The 15,182-nt window shown below is 68.4% G+C and carries 18 protein-coding genes; 4 read left to right on the top strand and 14 right to left on the bottom strand.

Annotation, left to right across the window (positions count from 1 at the left end):
• Nucleotides 1-128 precede the first annotated feature (128 nt).
• Nucleotides 129-371 (bottom strand): hypothetical protein, encoded by a 243-nt coding sequence (locus LXT21_RS29280; protein WP_254041491.1) that lies wholly within the window; start codon nucleotides 369-371, stop codon nucleotides 129-131.
• A complete protein-coding gene (locus LXT21_RS29275) occupies nucleotides 368-991 on the bottom strand; it encodes a hypothetical protein (RefSeq protein ID WP_254041490.1) in 624 nt (207 codons plus the stop codon). Before LXT21_RS29275 ends, LXT21_RS29280 begins: the two co-directional genes overlap by 4 nt.
• A gap of 201 nt (nucleotides 992-1,192) precedes the next feature.
• Here LXT21_RS29275 and LXT21_RS29270 point away from each other — a divergent pair, with 201 nt between their 5' ends.
• From LXT21_RS29270 to LXT21_RS29260, 3 genes are all read left to right on the top strand, one after another.
• Complete coding sequence (locus tag LXT21_RS29270; protein WP_254041489.1) at nucleotides 1,193-2,692, top strand: HAD-IG family 5'-nucleotidase; 1,500 nt, start codon at nucleotides 1,193-1,195, stop codon at nucleotides 2,690-2,692.
• A 161-nt stretch (nucleotides 2,693-2,853) separates the two neighbouring features.
• Nucleotides 2,854-3,312, top strand: a complete 459-nt coding sequence (locus tag LXT21_RS29265; RefSeq protein ID WP_223751222.1) for a hypothetical protein — start codon at nucleotides 2,854-2,856, stop codon at nucleotides 3,310-3,312.
• Nucleotides 3,313-3,510: 198 nt separating this feature from the next.
• Nucleotides 3,511-3,810 carry a hypothetical protein gene (locus tag LXT21_RS29260; RefSeq protein ID WP_254041488.1) on the top strand — a complete coding sequence of 100 codons (300 nt, stop codon included), beginning with the start codon at nucleotides 3,511-3,513 and terminating at the stop codon, nucleotides 3,808-3,810.
• Between the two features lie 76 nt (nucleotides 3,811-3,886).
• On the opposite strand, the gene LXT21_RS29255 is transcribed toward LXT21_RS29260, so the two are convergent.
• Complete coding sequence (locus LXT21_RS29255) at nucleotides 3,887-4,567, bottom strand: DUF1361 domain-containing protein (RefSeq protein ID WP_254041487.1); 681 nt, start codon at nucleotides 4,565-4,567, stop codon at nucleotides 3,887-3,889.
• A gap of 217 nt (nucleotides 4,568-4,784) precedes the next feature.
• On the opposite strand from LXT21_RS29255, the gene LXT21_RS29250 reads away from it, so the two are divergent.
• Nucleotides 4,785-5,087 (top strand): hypothetical protein, encoded by a 303-nt coding sequence (locus LXT21_RS29250; RefSeq protein ID WP_254041486.1) that lies wholly within the window; start codon nucleotides 4,785-4,787, stop codon nucleotides 5,085-5,087.
• Between the two features lie 240 nt (nucleotides 5,088-5,327).
• On the opposite strand, the gene LXT21_RS29245 is transcribed toward LXT21_RS29250, so the two are convergent.
• The 11 genes from LXT21_RS29245 to LXT21_RS29195 form a co-directional block, all read right to left on the bottom strand.
• On the bottom strand, nucleotides 5,328-5,912 hold the full coding sequence (locus LXT21_RS29245) for a TopoII/MutL transducer domain-containing protein (protein WP_254041485.1): 585 nt from the start codon (nucleotides 5,910-5,912) through the stop codon (nucleotides 5,328-5,330).
• Nucleotides 5,905-6,360, bottom strand: coding sequence for a hypothetical protein (locus LXT21_RS29240; RefSeq protein ID WP_254041484.1), 456 nt, complete (start codon nucleotides 6,358-6,360; stop codon nucleotides 5,905-5,907). Before LXT21_RS29240 ends, LXT21_RS29245 begins: the two co-directional genes overlap by 8 nt.
• Nucleotides 6,357-7,472 (bottom strand): DNA topoisomerase subunit B, encoded by a 1,116-nt coding sequence (locus LXT21_RS29235; protein WP_254041483.1) that lies wholly within the window; start codon nucleotides 7,470-7,472, stop codon nucleotides 6,357-6,359. Before LXT21_RS29235 ends, LXT21_RS29240 begins: the two co-directional genes overlap by 4 nt.
• A gap of 117 nt (nucleotides 7,473-7,589) precedes the next feature.
• Complete coding sequence (locus LXT21_RS29230; RefSeq protein ID WP_254041482.1) at nucleotides 7,590-8,666, bottom strand: DNA topoisomerase subunit B; 1,077 nt, start codon at nucleotides 8,664-8,666, stop codon at nucleotides 7,590-7,592.
• On the bottom strand, nucleotides 8,650-9,729 hold the full coding sequence (locus LXT21_RS29225) for a DNA topoisomerase subunit B (RefSeq protein WP_254041481.1): 1,080 nt from the start codon (nucleotides 9,727-9,729) through the stop codon (nucleotides 8,650-8,652). Before LXT21_RS29225 ends, LXT21_RS29230 begins: the two co-directional genes overlap by 17 nt.
• Nucleotides 9,730-9,919: 190 nt before the next feature.
• The gene (locus tag LXT21_RS29220) at nucleotides 9,920-11,095 is read right to left on the bottom strand and encodes a Fic family protein (RefSeq protein ID WP_254041480.1); all 1,176 of its coding nucleotides are present in this window, start codon (nucleotides 11,093-11,095) and stop codon (nucleotides 9,920-9,922) included.
• Between the two features lie 109 nt (nucleotides 11,096-11,204).
• Nucleotides 11,205-12,353, bottom strand: a complete 1,149-nt coding sequence (locus tag LXT21_RS29215) for a S1 family peptidase (RefSeq protein ID WP_254041479.1) — start codon at nucleotides 12,351-12,353, stop codon at nucleotides 11,205-11,207.
• A gap of 28 nt (nucleotides 12,354-12,381) precedes the next feature.
• Nucleotides 12,382-12,921 carry a hypothetical protein gene (locus LXT21_RS29210; RefSeq protein ID WP_254041478.1) on the bottom strand — a complete coding sequence of 180 codons (540 nt, stop codon included), beginning with the start codon at nucleotides 12,919-12,921 and terminating at the stop codon, nucleotides 12,382-12,384.
• Between the two features lie 12 nt (nucleotides 12,922-12,933).
• A complete protein-coding gene (locus LXT21_RS45245; RefSeq protein ID WP_267145426.1) occupies nucleotides 12,934-13,311 on the bottom strand; it encodes a type I phosphoribosyltransferase in 378 nt (125 codons plus the stop codon).
• Nucleotides 13,312-13,314: 3 nt separating this feature from the next.
• Nucleotides 13,315-14,202 (bottom strand): hypothetical protein, encoded by an 888-nt coding sequence (locus tag LXT21_RS29200; protein WP_254041477.1) that lies wholly within the window; start codon nucleotides 14,200-14,202, stop codon nucleotides 13,315-13,317.
• Between the two features lie 147 nt (nucleotides 14,203-14,349).
• A complete protein-coding gene (locus tag LXT21_RS29195) occupies nucleotides 14,350-15,156 on the bottom strand; it encodes a CheR family methyltransferase (protein WP_254041476.1) in 807 nt (268 codons plus the stop codon).
• Between the last annotated feature and the right edge of the window lie 26 nt (nucleotides 15,157-15,182).

Raw genomic sequence — 15,182 nt, 5'->3', positions numbered from 1 at the left:
CCACGCCCGACGCCTCGGATCCGCCGCAAGCCTTGCGCGTGCCCCGAAAGGCTCCGCAGCCCTTGCGGCGCACCCCACCTCGGAACGCCCGCACGCTCGGTCAGGAGGCTCGGGCCCACGTGTGCCGCTCACCCGCGCGCATCGTAAGCTCGCCCCCCGAACGAGGGCCGCGCCATGATGTCCCGGGCCAGCCTGTCACTGTACGAGGGGCCCTCACGGCCGAAGTCCTCCGCTTCCTCGGTCGTCAGGCGAACGCGCACCGCCGTCATCGAGACGCCACCCACGACGACCTCGATGACCAGCCCCCCGCCCTCCTCGCGCAGCACGCGGTAGAGCAAGGGGCTCTGGTGGAGGACGTGCTCCGTGCTCACGGAATCTCAGTCACCACGGCCTGGGATACCGGCGCGTTGATGATCATGACCTCCGGCAACCCGCCCGACGTGTAGCCCCCGAACTTGAAGCAGTCCTTGTCCTGCTCGGACTGGCACTTCCAGGCACCCGGGTCGCTGTCCATCGGCAGCCGCACGCACGGCGACGCCGCGCGCAAGTCCAACGTCATCATCCGCAGCGGCCCCTCGAAGTTCTTCGCCGGCAGCCCCAGCGCCTGCCCGAGCACCGCCGGGTCATGCGTCCCGCCCGACGTCGCCTTCTTCACCGCGTCACGGATGACCGAGGAGGGCGCCGCGAACAGGTAGCAGCCGCTGTCGTCACAGCGCCCGAAGTTCGTCGCCCCCGGCTGCACCACGTACTGCTGATACTGCGCATCCTTCATCAGCCACGACACCGAGCCCTCCGGGAAGTTCTTCTCCAGGTGCTGCTCGATGCCGTACGGCGAGGCCCGCTGGTCCGCCTCCCGCGAGAGCTCCGACTGCTTCTCGTCACAGCTCTGCGCCACCGGCGTCGACGGCTCCGTCGTGACGGACGGCGCCGCGTGCTGACAGCCCACCATGAACAGCGCGCTCACCAACAGACCGCGAATCGTCCAGGACATGCACGAACCTCGCTTCAGGGGGTTGAGGGGTCGCGCAAACTAGTCAAGGAAGTCACGCTTCATCCCTCGCACCCCGGGGCGAGTGCCGTGCACCCGACACGCCTGGGAATGGGGCCACCGCCCCCCGGTGGTGCGCGGCAGCGGACGAGCCCGCACAGAGGCATCGACTTTTGCCTCCGGACGGGGCAATCCAAGCCTCCTATGCGCTCGCAACCTGCTGGTCCCCCGCCCGAGCGGGGCCTGTTCTGCAACCGCACCCTCAACCTGCGCGCCATCAAGGCCGTGGGCTACGACATGGACTACACGCTCATCCACTACCGGGTGGAGGCGTGGGAGCGCCGCGCGTACGAGCACATCCGGGACAGGCTCGTCGCGCAGGGCTGGCCCGTGGGGGACCTCCAGTTCGACCCGGCGCTCGCCATCCGCGGCCTCATCATCGACACGGAGAAGGGCAACCTGCTCAAGGCCAACCGCTTCGGGTTCGTGAAGAAGGCGCTGCACGGCACGCGCACCCTGGACTTCATCACCCAGCGCGACGAGTACTCGCACGTCGTCATCGACCTGCACGAGCGCCGGTGGGTGTTCCTCAACACGCTCTTCTCCCTGTCGGAGGCGTGCCTCTACGCGCAGCTGGTGGACCGGCTGGACGCGGGGCAGCTGCCCGGCCCCATGGGCTACGCGGACCTCTACGAGCACGTGCGCAAGAACCTGGACGCCACGCACATGCAGGGCCGGCTCAAGGCGGAGATCATCGCGGACCCGGAGCGCTACGTCATCGACGACCCGGAGACGCCGCTGGCGCTGCTGGACCAGCGCAACGCGGGCAAGAAGCTGCTGCTCATCACCAACAGCGAGTGGGCCTACACCGAGCCCATGATGCACTTCGCCTTCGACAAGCACCTGCCCCCAGGCATGACGTGGCGGCAGCTGTTCGACGTGGTGATTGTGTCCGCGCGCAAGCCGGAGTTCTTCACCACGCGCTCGGCGCTGTTCGAGGTGGTGGAGACCAACGGCGAGGCGCTCCTGCGTCCGCACTCGGGGCCCTTCAAGGAGGGCAAGCCGTACTTCGGCGGCAGCGCCGTGGAGCTCGAGCGCCACCTGGGCATCAGCGGCGACGAGGTCCTCTACGTGGGCGACCACATGTTCGGCGACGTGCACGTGTCCAAGAGCGCGCTGCGCTGGCGCACGGCGCTCATCCTGCGCGAGCTGGAGGACGAGGTGCGCGCGATTGCGTCGTTCCGCCCCACCGAGGCCCGGCTCGCCGAGCGCATGGTCCTCAAGGAGCGGCTGGAGTGGGACAGCTGCCAGCTGAGGCTGGAGCTGCAGCGCCGCCGCGCCGACTACGGCCCGCGCACGGACTCGCCCACCGAGCAGGAGCTGGTGGCGAAGCTGGGCACGCTGCGCGAGGAGCTGGAGGCGCTGGACGCGGAGCTGGGCCCCATGGCCCGCGCCGCCACCGAGCTGTCCAACCCCATCTGGGGCCTGCTCACCCGCGCCGGCAACGACAAGAGCCACCTGGCCCGCCAGGTGGAGCGCTACGCGGACATCTACACGTCGCGCGTCTCCAACTTCCTGTTCGCCACGCCCTTCGTCTACCTGCGCAGCCCCCGAGGCAGCCTGCCGCACGACCCGAGCCTCCCCGGCGGCACCCCCGTCTTCCCCGCCACCGACAGCGGCGGGGGCATGGCCGACGCCGAGTAGCCCCGCGGCCCTCCAGGCCTCCCCGAGCTCGCCTGGCTGCTCTCGGGGAGGCCCAAGTGCGCGGACTCACTGGATTTTCGTTCAGTAGGGGTTACATGAAGGGCAGGCAGGCATCTCCCCTCTGAAAGGGCGTGTCAGACCCCTCCGCTATGAGTTGTCGGGTGAGCCGATCAACCCAGGACAGCTCTTCGTCGTCGCGTGTGCTCGAGCAGCGCAACCTGCTCGGGGGGATGGACCTCATGCCCGTACTCGGCCGGGGTGGGCGCAAGCGCGCCCGTCGTTTCCACGTCGCCTCCGAGAAGCGGTTGGGCTTCGCCGCGGCGCTGGCGCTGGTGGTGGAGCATGGCCGCCAGAAGGCCAAGGAGATTGGCGTCACGTCGCTGAGCCGCTGCCCGCGCTGCGACCACGTGGGCCCCACCGAGCAGGACTTCGGCTTCCGCGTGATGCGCGGCGAGCGCCGTCCCCAGTCCTGGTGCCGCGGCTGCCGGGGCCAGCACCTGGAGCCCAGCGAGTCGACCCAGACGAACACCGCCTCCCACAGTGAGGAGGGCTGGCTGTTCCCGCCCGAGACGACCACCAGCACGCGGCCTCCCCGGCGCGGCAAGCGCTCGTCGACGTAAGGGCGCATCGTCTTTTCGCCGAGGGCAGCGGGCCTCACGGCTCCGGGTCGACCCCGTGGCCGGGCCCACTCCCTCGGGGAAGCCCACACGGGCTGCCAGGCGGACGTTGAGCGTGGGGCGTCGAGCCCCTGGCTCCGCCCCTGGAGGGGTTGGACAAGCCATGGAGCCGTCCTTACCTCTCCAGGGAAGGAGGGCGACATGGCGGTCCGGACGAAAATGGCGGGAGTGAAGAACAAGCGGCGGGTGGCCTCGGCCGGCGAGGCGCAGCCCAGCGTGCAGGCCTCCAAGGGCCGCAAGACGTTGCCCCGGGACGAGGCGGCGGCGCTCAGGCGAACCAAGACGCTGGCGCGCGTGACGCTGGGCCCAGCGGCGGAGGAGCACGCACCCAAGAGCAACCGGCGGCGCACCTCGCTCAACGGACGCAAGAAGGCGCCCAGCGAGATGAACGTGAAGCACCGGGGTGGTCCGCGCAAACGCTCGCGCATCCACGGCGGCTGAGCGCCGCTTCCAAAGGCCCTCTCATCAACAACCCACCGTCCGCGCTCCTGTCCGGAGCGTGGGCGGTGTTCGTGCCTCAGGGGGTGGCGCGCTGGCGGCGCAGCCGGAGGACGAACGCCTCGAAGGCGACGTAGGACACGGGCAGCACCAGGGCGAAGAAGACGGTGAGGTGGGGCAGGTAGGGGAAGGCCCAGGGCTCGCGCAGGTGGGCGGCCATCGACGCGAACAGGCGCCAGGGGTCCGCGAGCACGTCCCAGCTGTTCCACCGCTCCACGCGGCCCAGGTAGATGCCGTAGCCACACAAGAGCGAGGTGACGCCGACGAAGGCCCACGCCGTGCGACGGCCGTGGCGCTCCTCCAGCCACTGCTTCCAGACCTCCAGGGACAACAAGCCCAGCATCCACCCGGTGGCGGCGAACAGGGCCAACAGGGCCGCGTCGAACCAGAGCGGGACGACGGGCCGCTGGTGCAGGTGGATGAAGTCGGTGAGGAGGTAGGGCGCGTTGGGGAACAGCGCGAGCCACCCCAGGGCGAGCGGCGCCAGCACCCAGCCACGGCCATGGCCTCGCACCATGAGCACCCGCGCGAGCAGGGCCAGGACATAGGGGACCCAGGCGAGGAACAGGTTCCAGGTGAGGAAGGCGAAGCTGGCGCGCTCGCTCCAGTCGAGGCGGAGGGCCAGGAGGGCCACGGCGAGGACGCTGCACAGCGTGGCGGGCAACAGGCCGTGGTGACGCGACACGGAGAACAGGGTCATGGCCGAGGACATGGGTGTGGCGCTGGGGCCACTCAGGCGTGGCCCGTGGACCACGCGAGGAGGGAGTCTGCGTGAGAGCCCCAAGTATAGAGCAAGGGGTGAGCCAGCTTCGCGTGTGGTTTTGGGTCCACACGGGTGGGGTTCGCAAGTCGGGGGGCCATGGGGTTGCACCAGAAGAGCGCGGGGGTGGCCCGTGCTCCTCATGCACGAGGTCCTGATGATGAAGCGCCTCTTCCTGTTGCCCGTGTTGATGCTGTGCGCCTGCGGTGCCGTGCGGAAGTCCAATGCTGCGCGCCCCTCGCCCACGAAGAGCCCGCACGAGTCCACCCTGTCCACCTGCAAGGGCGAGCCGGACGCGGCGCTGTGCATGCGGAGCTTCGGCTCCTGCGGACAAGTGATGGCCGTCGATTCGTGCGGCAAACACCGCTCGGTGTACTGCGGCACGTGCCCCTCGCCCAACAACTGCGCCGCCGTCTGCATCCCTCCGGAGACGTGTGGCCCCTCGGGTACCTGTGGGTGAGGGGTGGGCCGTCAGGGACGGTGAGGCATTACCGTCCCTCTGCTTCGAGCGCGCCCGTTCGAGAAGGTCCTACACGCTCCTCAAGACGGTTCAACTCCGTCCACCTCCACTCTCATGGGGGTGACGCCGCGGGTGCGGCACCTGACTCGTAATCAGAGATTCCGGCTTCCTCACTCGGGCGCGCTCATTCTTCTTCCTCGTGATGGTGGCTCCCCGGTTCTGCTCGAACCGGGTGCGAGCTCACTCGAGGTCGTGCGATTTGCTCCTGAGCAGGCCCAGCGTCGACAGCACCCGGTCCTCCATCGCGGAGTTGTCCGCGAGTGCCTTCTCCAACCAGCCGGCGACGAGCCACGCGACCTCTGACTTCGTCTCGGGGTTGGTGAGCTTCGTGCCGCTGGGCCCATGCCAGACAGGCTCCGACAGTCGCAGGTCGAGCACCACCGTGAGGTGTTGCTCCAGCTCCTCGTCGGAGGGGAGTGAGGCCTCCTGCTGAGGCGCTCGCGCATTGAGCCTCGCACGCAAGGCCTTGCGCAGCCCCAGTCGGAACCCTTGGAGGTGGGTGCCCCCTTCGGACGCCCAGCGCAGGTTCACCCAGGAGCGCATCACCTTGTGCTGATAGGAGCACCACTGGAGCGCGAGCCGGACCCGCGTCTGTCCTACCTGTCCCTCGAAGCTCCAGGGATGGGGAAGGAAGCCCCACTGCTTCGACAGCTCGTCACACAGGTCCGGGAGACCTCGGGGACGGCGCAACCGGGTCTCCGCGCCAGACACCTCGTCCCGCAGACACCACCCCCCTCCCGTCTCCAGGGCGGAGAGGTCACGCATCCGCTCCAGGATGAAGTGGGCAGGGAAACGAGCGAAGGCGCCCGGTCCGACCGCCACCCCAGGCGATGACCTCCAATGAGGAGCAGAGCGCGTTGACGAGGCCCAGGTCCACACCGGGGCCTTGCCGGAGGACTCCGAGAGGAACCTCCTGATTGGGGGGACGTGCCTGCCAATCATAACCGTCGAACGTGAGCCACCTCGAGAGGTCCTCGAAGGACTTCTCCCCGAACGGAGCGGACCAGGGCCAGCCCTCGAATGCGATTCGACAGGAGCCGTCCGCGCGCAGGTCCACGGACACGTCCTGAGCGCTGCCCTCACCGCGCCCCATGAATCCCAGCAACAGCCAGGGCTCCACGAGAGACTGAAGCCCCGAAGTGCCCACGCCGCCGATGCACATCGACGGTCGCAGGCGGATGCTCCGCCGCAGCTCTTCTCCATCGCTCTTCATGCCCCGTTCCCTCCAGCGGGTTCGCACCCCGCGAACTTGAACAACGTGGCCTCCAGCTCCGGGTCCTCAGTGAGCGCACGCGTCACCCAGTCCTCCGCGAGCCGCGCGACGGGGGCCTCGACCTCGGACGGGGCGAACACCCGCTTGTGGGGATTGCCCAGGATGTCCGGCGCGACGCGCAGGTCGAGCACACCCGTGAGGTGTTCGAGCAACGCTCCGTCCGAGAAGGTCTGCGCATCGCGCTCACGGCCCAGGCGCCGCAGGCGCGAGACGAACGCCCTGCGCATCCCCACGAGGAATCCCCGATGGTGCGGTCCACCCACCAGACAGCGCTGGAGATTCACCCAGGACGACAGACCTCGGCTCGGACGATGTCTCCAGCCGAGCGCGACCCGGAGCCACACTGCCTCCACCTGTCCCTCGAAGGTCCAGGGCTCTCGGATGAACGAGGTGTCCGCGAGCTCGGCGCACAGGTCCGCGAGTCCATGCTCACGGAGGAAGCGCGCCTCTGTGCCCGTGGACTCGTCCCGAAGAGTCCAGGACACGCCCGCGTGGAACGCCGACAGGGCTTGGACGCGCTCCTGGAGCCAGCGCCAGGAGAAGCGGCACGGTGACTCGAAGAGCGAGTCATCCGGAGTGGCCGTGATGCACAGCCCCGACTCCGAGATGTCGCTCACCGAGAGCGGGAGCACGTCCTCCTCGGCGCGGCCTTCCCGGTAGCGACGCCGCCACGTCTGCCCCTTCGACCACGCGACGACGTCGAACCGCGAGGAGAGGACGTTGATGGCGCCGAGGTACACCTCCGAGTCCCGACAATGGATGCCCGAGGGAATGCCCGGCGCAACAGGGACGAGGACCGACTTGGACGCGAACGCGTCGACCGTGAGCCACGGCTCGAGGCTCGCGAGGGGCGCGGTCCAGGGAGGCAGCGGCCACGGTGAGCCATCGAGGGAGAGGCGACATGCACCGTCCGCGAGCAGGTCCACGCAGACGTTGCGCACGCGTCCCAGCCTGCCCGCGTTGAACCCGAGCACCAGGAGGTGCTCCAGGAACATGCCTAGCCCGAACGCGTCCAGGCCTCCGACATACATCCCGGGGCGCCGACGAATCATGCGGTGCCAGTCTTCGACAGAGAACTCATGCTCCATACTAAGGTCCTCATTCCATCGAGGTCCTCGCTCCCTGGCTGTGGCCAGGTGAGGTGGGGGCCCCGAGGTCATGAATGGGTTTCAGCGGGCAGGAAGCCCCGCGAGCTTCAAGACGAACACTTCCAGCCGCGGGTCCGCTGCGAGCGCCTGCTCCACCCACTGCGCGACGAGCCGCGCGACCGTGGCCTGGACCTCCTCGCTGGCGACCCGCTCTCGGGTCAGCAGGTACCAGTCCGTCTTCTCCACCTGGATATCGAGCACGGCGGTGAGGTGCGCGAACAAGGCCGTGGCGTCGAAGCGCTGGGCTCGCGCTCCGGCACCTCGGCGCCTCAGGCACGCGGAGAGGGCCTCACGCATCCCCTGACGGAATCCGACGCGATGAGGCCCGGTATCGTTGCGCGAAAAGAGGTTCGCCCACGACATCAATCCCCGCCCCGGGCCCTCCGTCCAGACGAGCGCGAGCCGGAGCTTCGTCGTGCCCACCTCGGCCTCGAAGCTCAGGGGGTTCCAGGGGCCGAGCGGAGACGGCGAGAGGTCCCGACACAAATCCGCGAGCCCTTCTTCCCGAAGGAATCGCGCCTCGGTGCCAGTGGCCTCGTCCCGCAGCGTCCAGGTGACTCCTGGATGAAAGGCGGACAGCGCCTCAATGCGCTCTCGCAGGCGCGGCACGTCGAAGCAAGGGGGCGCTTCGAACAGGGAGGCATCCGGCGTGAAGGTGATGCACAGCCCGGACTTCGACGCTCGTGGAGTGGTGTCGTCCGCGAGGGTTTGCTCGACGAGTCCTTCGCGGTAGCGACGACACCAGGTGTCGTCCTCGGTCCAGGCGATGACGTCCAGCGGAGAGGAGAGCGCACAGAGCGTCCCCAGGTCCCCATCCATTTCCACGAAGGCCGCCGTCGGGGCGAGCCACGTCTCGAGCTGAGCGAAGGAGGCGCCACCAGAGAGCTTCCACGGCCAGAGCCCGACACAGAAGCGGCAGGAGCCATCCGTGCGCAGCGAGACGGAGATCTCCCGCGCACCGCCGTCCCTGGCCGCGACGAACCCCAGCATCAGGAGGAGTTCGACGAGCGAGCTCCGACCGAACATCCCGGTGTCGCCGACGTACATCCCCGGCCGTCGGCGAATCTGGCTGCCAATTGAGTCAGGGTCGGAGTGCATTCAAGGGGGCTCCCGACAGCGCCAGAATCTGGGCCTCCACCTCTGAGTCCTGGGCGAGCGCGGCCTCCAACCAGGTCGCGACCAGCTGGGCCACGTCCTCTTTCAATTCGGGATTGGCGATCTGGGTCCGGGTGGGGCCCTTCCAGACGGGCTCGGGCAAACCGATGCTGAGCACCGCCGTGAGGTGGGCAACCAGGGCCGCGTCGGGGAACGACAAGGCCCCCTGGCTGGAACCTCGCGCCTTCATCCTGGAGCGCAGCGCTTTGCGCAGGCCTTGATGGAGCCCCTGGTGGTGGGTTCCGCCCTCGTAACAGCGATGGATGTTCGCCCAGGACTGCACTCCGGCCCCCTTGGAGTCCCCCCACTGGAGAGCGAGGCCCACCTGGGTCGACCCCACTTGGCCCTCGAAGCTCCACGGCGGCGATAGAAGCCCGCGGGAGTCCACGCGCTCGTCGCATAGGTCCGCGAGGCCTCGCGTCCGGTGGAAGCAGCTCTCGCGGCCCACGAGGACATCTCGCAGGCGCCAGGTGACGCCTGGGTGCAGGGCCGAGAGGACCTGGAGCCGCTCCAGGATGTGCTGTGAGCGCATGCGAGCACCAGGCTCGAAGATGGAAGCATCCGGGGTGAACGTGATGCACAGCCCCTGCTCCGTGAGGCGTGGAGGGGACGCGTCCACCAAGCTCCTCGAGGACTCCGGCTCCGCGAGCCCTTCACGGTAACTGCGCCGCCAATGGTGGGCACCCTCCCACGCGATGACCTCCAGACGGGACGCGAGCGCATTGACCAGCCCCAGCTCCACGTAGGGAGGCAGCGAGATGACGCCTCGGGGCAAGCCCAGTGGAGGTGGCGCGCTCCAGTCGAAGCCCTCGAAAGACAACCAGCGCTCGAGGCTCGACCGGGCCGACTCCCTGGACCCGGAGGGCCAGGGCCAGTCGTCGAAGGTGACGCGACAGGCGCCATCCGCCAGCAGCTCCACGGAGATGTCCCGCACATCCCCATTCCGCGCGCCGAGGAACCCCAGCAACAGCAGGACCTCGACGAGCTGCCCCAGGCCGAATTCCATGGTGTCGCCGACGTACATTGCTGGCCGTCGGCGGATGGCCCGCCGCAATTCCTCTCCGCTGTTTTGCACCTCCAGACAATACCAGACACGCGGCTCGGGACCGAGCTTCTTCGCTCGAAAAATGGCCCTTCGGCCCAGTGAACTTCGAGAGAAAATCAGCGCCGCCGCTTGACTCCCGCGAGCAGCAGACTCACGACAAAGGCGTCGTCCCTTCGTTCAAGATCTCCAGATAGCCGCGGTACGCGAAGACGCGACCTCGCTTGCGCCCAGTGACCTCCTTCACGATGTCCAGGCGCTCCAAATCCACCAGGGCCGCATTCACCGTGGGGGAGGTCAGTCCCGTCCGCTCAACGAGCTGATTCGACGTCAGGTAGGGATGTTCCTGCAACAAGTCGTGCACCCGGAGCGCGGAGCCCACCCGCTCGCCGTGGGTCGTGATGCGCTCACGGTCGCGCTTGAACAGCTCGACGATGCGGGTGGCGGCATCGAACGCCTGGTTCGCGGTCTTCTCGATGCCATCGAGAAAGAACTCGAGCCATGCTTCCCAAGCCCCTCTCTCGCGAACCTCCTGGAGCAGTCGGTAGTAGTCCGCTCGATGCGTCTTCAAGTAGAGGCTCAGGTAGAGCAGCGGCTTGCGGAGCACTCCTCGCGCACACAGGTAGAGCGTCACGAGGAGCCGTCCTATCCGGCCGTTTCCATCGAGGAACGGATGGATGCTCTCGAACTGCACATGCAGCAGACCCGCCTTGATGAGCGCCGGCAACCTGGACTGCTCTTCATGCATGAAGAGTTCGAGCGAAGCCAGGCAGCCATCGAGCTCCGTGACAGGAGGCGGGACGTACAAGGCGTTTCCAGGTCGAGTCCCACCAATCCAGTTCTGCGAACGACGGAACTCCCCCGGGTCCTTCGTTCCTCCGCGTCCGCTCCGTAGCAACCGCTCGTGCAGCTCGCGGACAAGCCGGAGGGAGAGGGGCAATTTCTCGAGCCGCTCGAGCCCGTACATCATCGCGTCGACGTAGTTGGAGACCTCACGAACATCATCGATGGGTGCCCCCTCCTGAGCCCCCAGTTCGAACTGGAGCAGGTCGGAGAGCGTCGACTGGGTTCCCTCGATCTGCGAGGAGAGCACTGCCTCCTTGCGGACGTACATGTAGAGGAACAACTCCTGACGGGGCAGGAGTACGGTGATGCCATCGAGGCGACCCAACGAACGCTCGGCCAGGCTGAGCCGCTCCAACAATCCCAAGACGTCGATCGCCGGGCTTGGCGGCAAGGACGGTGGAACGAACGCGCGCACGTGCTCCCCAGCGACCGTCGTCTCCACGAACCGACCCAGGCGGGAAGCTCCTGCAGAGGTGTCGAACATGCGTTCAGTATCCAAGGCCCTTTATTTAAGTAAAGGGCCCTCTGTTTAAATAACGAGTCTCGGAATGAAAGCTCTCTAAAACAAGAGAACCTGTCGTGATTTCAGGCACTTAAACCGGAAACTCGGCCCGCCAAGGACGCCGCACGACCCCCGCGAGCAGCAGGATGCCGAGGAGTGCGAGCCCTGGTGCGGAGGAACAACCGCCTGCAGAAGGTGCTCCAGGTGGCTCAGGGTCCGGAGGTGGCGGAGTGCAGGGCGTGAAGCAACGGCAGGCGTCCGTTCCTTCCGGCTCCAGACGCGCACAGAGACCACCCACCCCACAGGCCACGTCCTCGGTGCAGGAGGCTCCGAAGTCACCCTCGCGAAGCGCAGGCAGCAGGCACCGGCCTATCCCCTCCGTGACCACGCACGCGAGCCCGGAAGGGCACTGGGCGTCGTTCTCACAGTCCTCCAGGCACAGAGCCTCCGGAGAGAGCGTCGAGCCCTGCGCAGGCGCTGGCAGCGCAAGGAAGGGCTCGATGAAGTCGCCCATCAACGCGTCCACGCGCACGTTGACCGCCTCCTCCCGACAGGCGACGTCACCACTCACCGTGATGCCCACGAGCACGTCTCGCCCCGCGTCGTCACGGGCGAACACCGGCCCGCCACTGTCTCCCACGCAGCTCATGCCGGGTGACGGTCCCGCCCGGAACAACGTGGGCTCGACGCCCGTCACGCTCAGCACTCCCTGGCGTCGTTGCCCCGCGGGCTCATCCACATCCTTCGTGTCGCCATAGCCCACCGCGCGCACCCGTTCGCCGGGCATCGGGACCACTGCCGAGGGCAGTTGCGCGGGAGCCACATTCACCGGGCTCGCGAGCCGCAGCAGCGCCACGTCGTACGCATGGGTCTTCGGCTCATAGCGCGGATGGATGACCGCGCGAGCCACCCGCACGAAGCGCCCCTCCTCACTCGGCCTCGGCATCAACTCCCGGCCGAGGAAGACCTCGTGCGCACCCTCGGGCCCGAAGAGGTCCAGGCAGTGCGCCGCCGTGAGCACGACGTCCGGCGCGATGAGGACACCCGAGCACAGCAACAACGGCGACGGCTCACTGCACCGCGTGCGCCGCGCGAGCAACGCCACCGTGGCCACATCCTCCGGGGCAGGAGTCCCCTCCACGACTCGCGACACCCCTTCGCCCCAGGTCGCTCGGTCCTCCGTGACAGGAGTACACGCAAGCCCCATCGCGAGCAGGAGGAGCCACGCTCCGCGCGTCATACCCTCCATCCTCGAGTCGCCGCGGGCGTCACTGCCGCGTGGCCTCCGCCGCGGCCTCCTTGCTCAGCGCCTGGATCTCCTCACCCAGGCTCACCAGCCGACCACGGTGACGCTGGATGAGGATCTCCGTCTGCCGCACCCGCTCCAGGTCCCCACGCGACTCCGCCAGCTCCCGCTCGCGCTCCAGCCGCTCCACGTCACGCCCCAACACCGCCGTGATGTGCTTCGTCTTCTCCAACTTCCACTGCGCCGTCTGCGGCTGCTCCGGAACAATCTCGTCGTTCTGCTGCGGCGGCGGGTTCGCCACCTCCGGCTCCGGCGCCACATCCCCGGGCCCCAACGCCACCACCGTCGCCGGAGGCGTCGCCTCCCCACCGGGCACCACCCGCTCGGGCCCAGCCCCCTCCACCGCGCGCGCCTCGGGCGACGACGGGATGGGCACCGGCACCAGCTCGGCCTGCTCGACACTGCGCGAAGCCGGGGGCGTCCCCTGCCCCATCAACCCCACCCCCACGGCCACGACGAGCACCACCGCCGCCGCCAGCATCAGTCGGTATCGAGTCTTCATCACCCGCCCTCGTCAGAATCGCACGCGCCAGCCACCGCCCTGCCGCTCCACCCGGAGCAGCCACGGCTCCTTGCCCACATTCCCATCCCTCGCCACCCGTGCCCGCACCAGCACCACGTCCGCATCCCGGCCGTCCAGCTTCGACTCCACAATACCCACCAGCATCAATCCGTGCGCATGCATCTCCGACACCGCCTCCTCGCACGGCCGCATGCTCCCTCCCGTGGCCAGCATCGGCCCCAGCACCGCGCAGTCCCCCGAGGGCAAGGCCTCGAAGAAGCGCGTCACCGTCGCCTCCGCCGCCTCCGTCTTCGAGGCGGATGACGTACACGCGAGCAGGGCCAACACGGCCCCGCCCACCCACATCCCCACGTCACGACTCACACGCATGGCTCAGTAGCAGTTCGAGGCGAACAGCTCGTCGTCCGCCGCCGACACGAACTGGTCATCACACCACGCGCTCGCCAACATGTGGCCGTTGCGCACGCAGCCATCGTGGTTCGTCGCGTCCAACGTGTACTGCGTGTCACCACCACAACTCCCACCACACCGGCCGAAGCAGTTGCCCATCACCTTCGGACGCGACCAGTGGTCCGGCTCGCCGCACAGCCACGTGCTCCCGCTCAGGTAGAACTCATCCCCGTTGCACGACGTGTGGTCGCCCAGCTGCGCGATCTGCTGGTTGCCCGCGAAGTCGAAGCCACCCTTGTTGCAGTCGTGCTTCGCGTACGAGTACCAGTTGTACACACCCCCGCAGCTCCCCGTGAACTTGCCGTTGCAGCGCGCATAGCTGCACAACATCGTGTAGCCGCGCCCCTGCTCGCCCATCACCGTGCGCTGGAGCTCCACCGTGGAGGGATGCTGCGCCCACAGGCCCACCGCGCGCCTCAGGTACATCGCCTCCGGCGCCGCCGCGTCACCCGCGGGCAGCTCGGCGTTCAGCGCCGCATAGAGCGCCTCGAGCAGCTCCCGGTCCGCGTCCGTCAGCTGCGTGTCCGCCGCGCCCTCGTCCGCGAAGCCATCCATCGTCGACACACCACTGGCCGGGTCCAACAACCCCGCGAGCGTCATCTCGCGCAGCCGCACCTCCAACCGGTAGACCCCCGGCTCCACCTCGAGCGCCACGAACGACACCGCGCCGCCGTCCTTCACGAACGTGCCTCGCGTGTCACCCGCCTCGGCGGCCAACGACAAGCCCTCCTGCTTCACCTGCGAGCTCCCGCTCGCGCCACCACAGGCCCACAGCATCAACGTCGCGACCGCACAGAGCGCCTTGCGCATACCGTTGCATCCCTCCGGCCAGGGGACTGACTTGGCCCCGAAAGTCTCGCGGTGGTACCGGGCGCCCTCTGCTCACTCAAGGCCGGGTGCGTCACATCTCACGGATGAAACATCACGCATGTCTCACGGGTGTGCACCGACCCGGCTTTACTGTTCAACACGACGGAAGATGGGCAGTGAGCCCGCAACGCGCACCACCCCAGCGCCACCTTCGGGGAGCACCTCATCCACTCCCGTGACGAGCAGCCCTCCCGGCGCGAGCCGCGCCACGAGCCCCGCGAGCACCTCTCGCTGAAGAGCCGGCGCGAAGTAGGTGAAGGCCACGTTGCGACACAGGACGAGGTGAAAGGGACCCTCCGGCATGCGGACTCGCAAGTCCTGCTGGACGAAGGTGAGCCCCTCGCGAAACGCAGGCGCGAGACAGGCCTCCGAATCGGTGCCCGGGAACGCCTCCTCGGCCCACGCGCGCGGCAGCTCCCGGAGCGAGCCGCGCGGATAGCAACCCCGACTCGCCCGCGCGAGCAGCGCCTTGTCGGCCTCCGTGGCGAGCACCTCCCACCGTGCCTCCGGGAAGCGCGGCGACAACCCGAGCTGCAAGAGCAGGCTCATCGTGTAGGGCTCCTCCCCCGAAGCGCAGCCCGCGCTCCACACGCGCAGCACGGAGGTGGACCCGAACTGCGCGGGGAGCAGCGTGTCCCGCAGCGCATCGAAGACCTCGGCATCTCGGTAGAAGCGCGAGACGGTGACCCGGCAGAGCCCGTCCAACACGTCCCACTCGCCCTCGTCGGACTCCAGCCGGGCGCGGTACTCGGCCACGCTCGTGAGCCCCAGCGCCGCGAGCCTGCGGCCGATGCGCTTGCACACCTGCCCTCGCACCCGACGGAAACCCTCGAGCCGCAGGCGAAGACGCGGGCCCGCCCAGCGCATCAGCTCGACGCAGTCCTCGTCCCTCACCGCGGCCTCCTGCACACCTGCCCTCG

It is taken from the genome of Myxococcus guangdongensis, assembly GCF_024198255.1.
In the GTDB taxonomy this organism is placed as follows: Bacteria; Myxococcota; Myxococcia; order Myxococcales; family Myxococcaceae; genus Myxococcus; species Myxococcus guangdongensis.
This window is presented reverse-complemented; position numbering and strand designations above follow the sequence as displayed.

Bases quoted from the DNA above. Each gene is read 5' to 3' on its own strand.
- LXT21_RS29275 (WP_254041490.1), bottom strand. From the start codon at position 991: ATGTCCTGGACGATTCGCGGTCTGTTGGTGAGCGCGCTGTTCATGGTG.
- LXT21_RS29270 (WP_254041489.1), top strand. From the start codon at position 1,193: ATGCGCTCGCAACCTGCTGGTCCCCCGCCCGAGCGGGGCCTGTTCTGC.
- LXT21_RS29260 (WP_254041488.1), top strand. From the start codon at position 3,511: ATGGCGGTCCGGACGAAAATGGCGGGAGTGAAGAACAAGCGGCGGGTG.
- LXT21_RS29255 (WP_254041487.1), bottom strand. From the start codon at position 4,567: ATGACCCTGTTCTCCGTGTCGCGTCACCACGGCCTGTTGCCCGCCACG.
- LXT21_RS29250 (WP_254041486.1), top strand. From the start codon at position 4,785: ATGATGAAGCGCCTCTTCCTGTTGCCCGTGTTGATGCTGTGCGCCTGC.
- LXT21_RS29245 (WP_254041485.1), bottom strand. From the start codon at position 5,912: ATGCGTGACCTCTCCGCCCTGGAGACGGGAGGGGGGTGGTGTCTGCGG.
- LXT21_RS29240 (WP_254041484.1), bottom strand. From the start codon at position 6,360: ATGAAGAGCGATGGAGAAGAGCTGCGGCGGAGCATCCGCCTGCGACCG.
- LXT21_RS29235 (WP_254041483.1), bottom strand. From the start codon at position 7,472: ATGATTCGTCGGCGCCCCGGGATGTATGTCGGAGGCCTGGACGCGTTC.
- LXT21_RS29230 (WP_254041482.1), bottom strand. From the start codon at position 8,666: ATGCACTCCGACCCTGACTCAATTGGCAGCCAGATTCGCCGACGGCCG.
- LXT21_RS29225 (WP_254041481.1), bottom strand. From the start codon at position 9,729: ATGGAATTCGGCCTGGGGCAGCTCGTCGAGGTCCTGCTGTTGCTGGGG.
- LXT21_RS29220 (WP_254041480.1), bottom strand. From the start codon at position 11,095: ATGTTCGACACCTCTGCAGGAGCTTCCCGCCTGGGTCGGTTCGTGGAG.
- LXT21_RS29215 (WP_254041479.1), bottom strand. From the start codon at position 12,353: ATGACGCGCGGAGCGTGGCTCCTCCTGCTCGCGATGGGGCTTGCGTGT.
- LXT21_RS29210 (WP_254041478.1), bottom strand. From the start codon at position 12,921: ATGAAGACTCGATACCGACTGATGCTGGCGGCGGCGGTGGTGCTCGTC.
- LXT21_RS45245 (WP_267145426.1), bottom strand. From the start codon at position 13,311: ATGCGTGTGAGTCGTGACGTGGGGATGTGGGTGGGCGGGGCCGTGTTG.
- LXT21_RS29200 (WP_254041477.1), bottom strand. From the start codon at position 14,202: ATGCGCAAGGCGCTCTGTGCGGTCGCGACGTTGATGCTGTGGGCCTGT.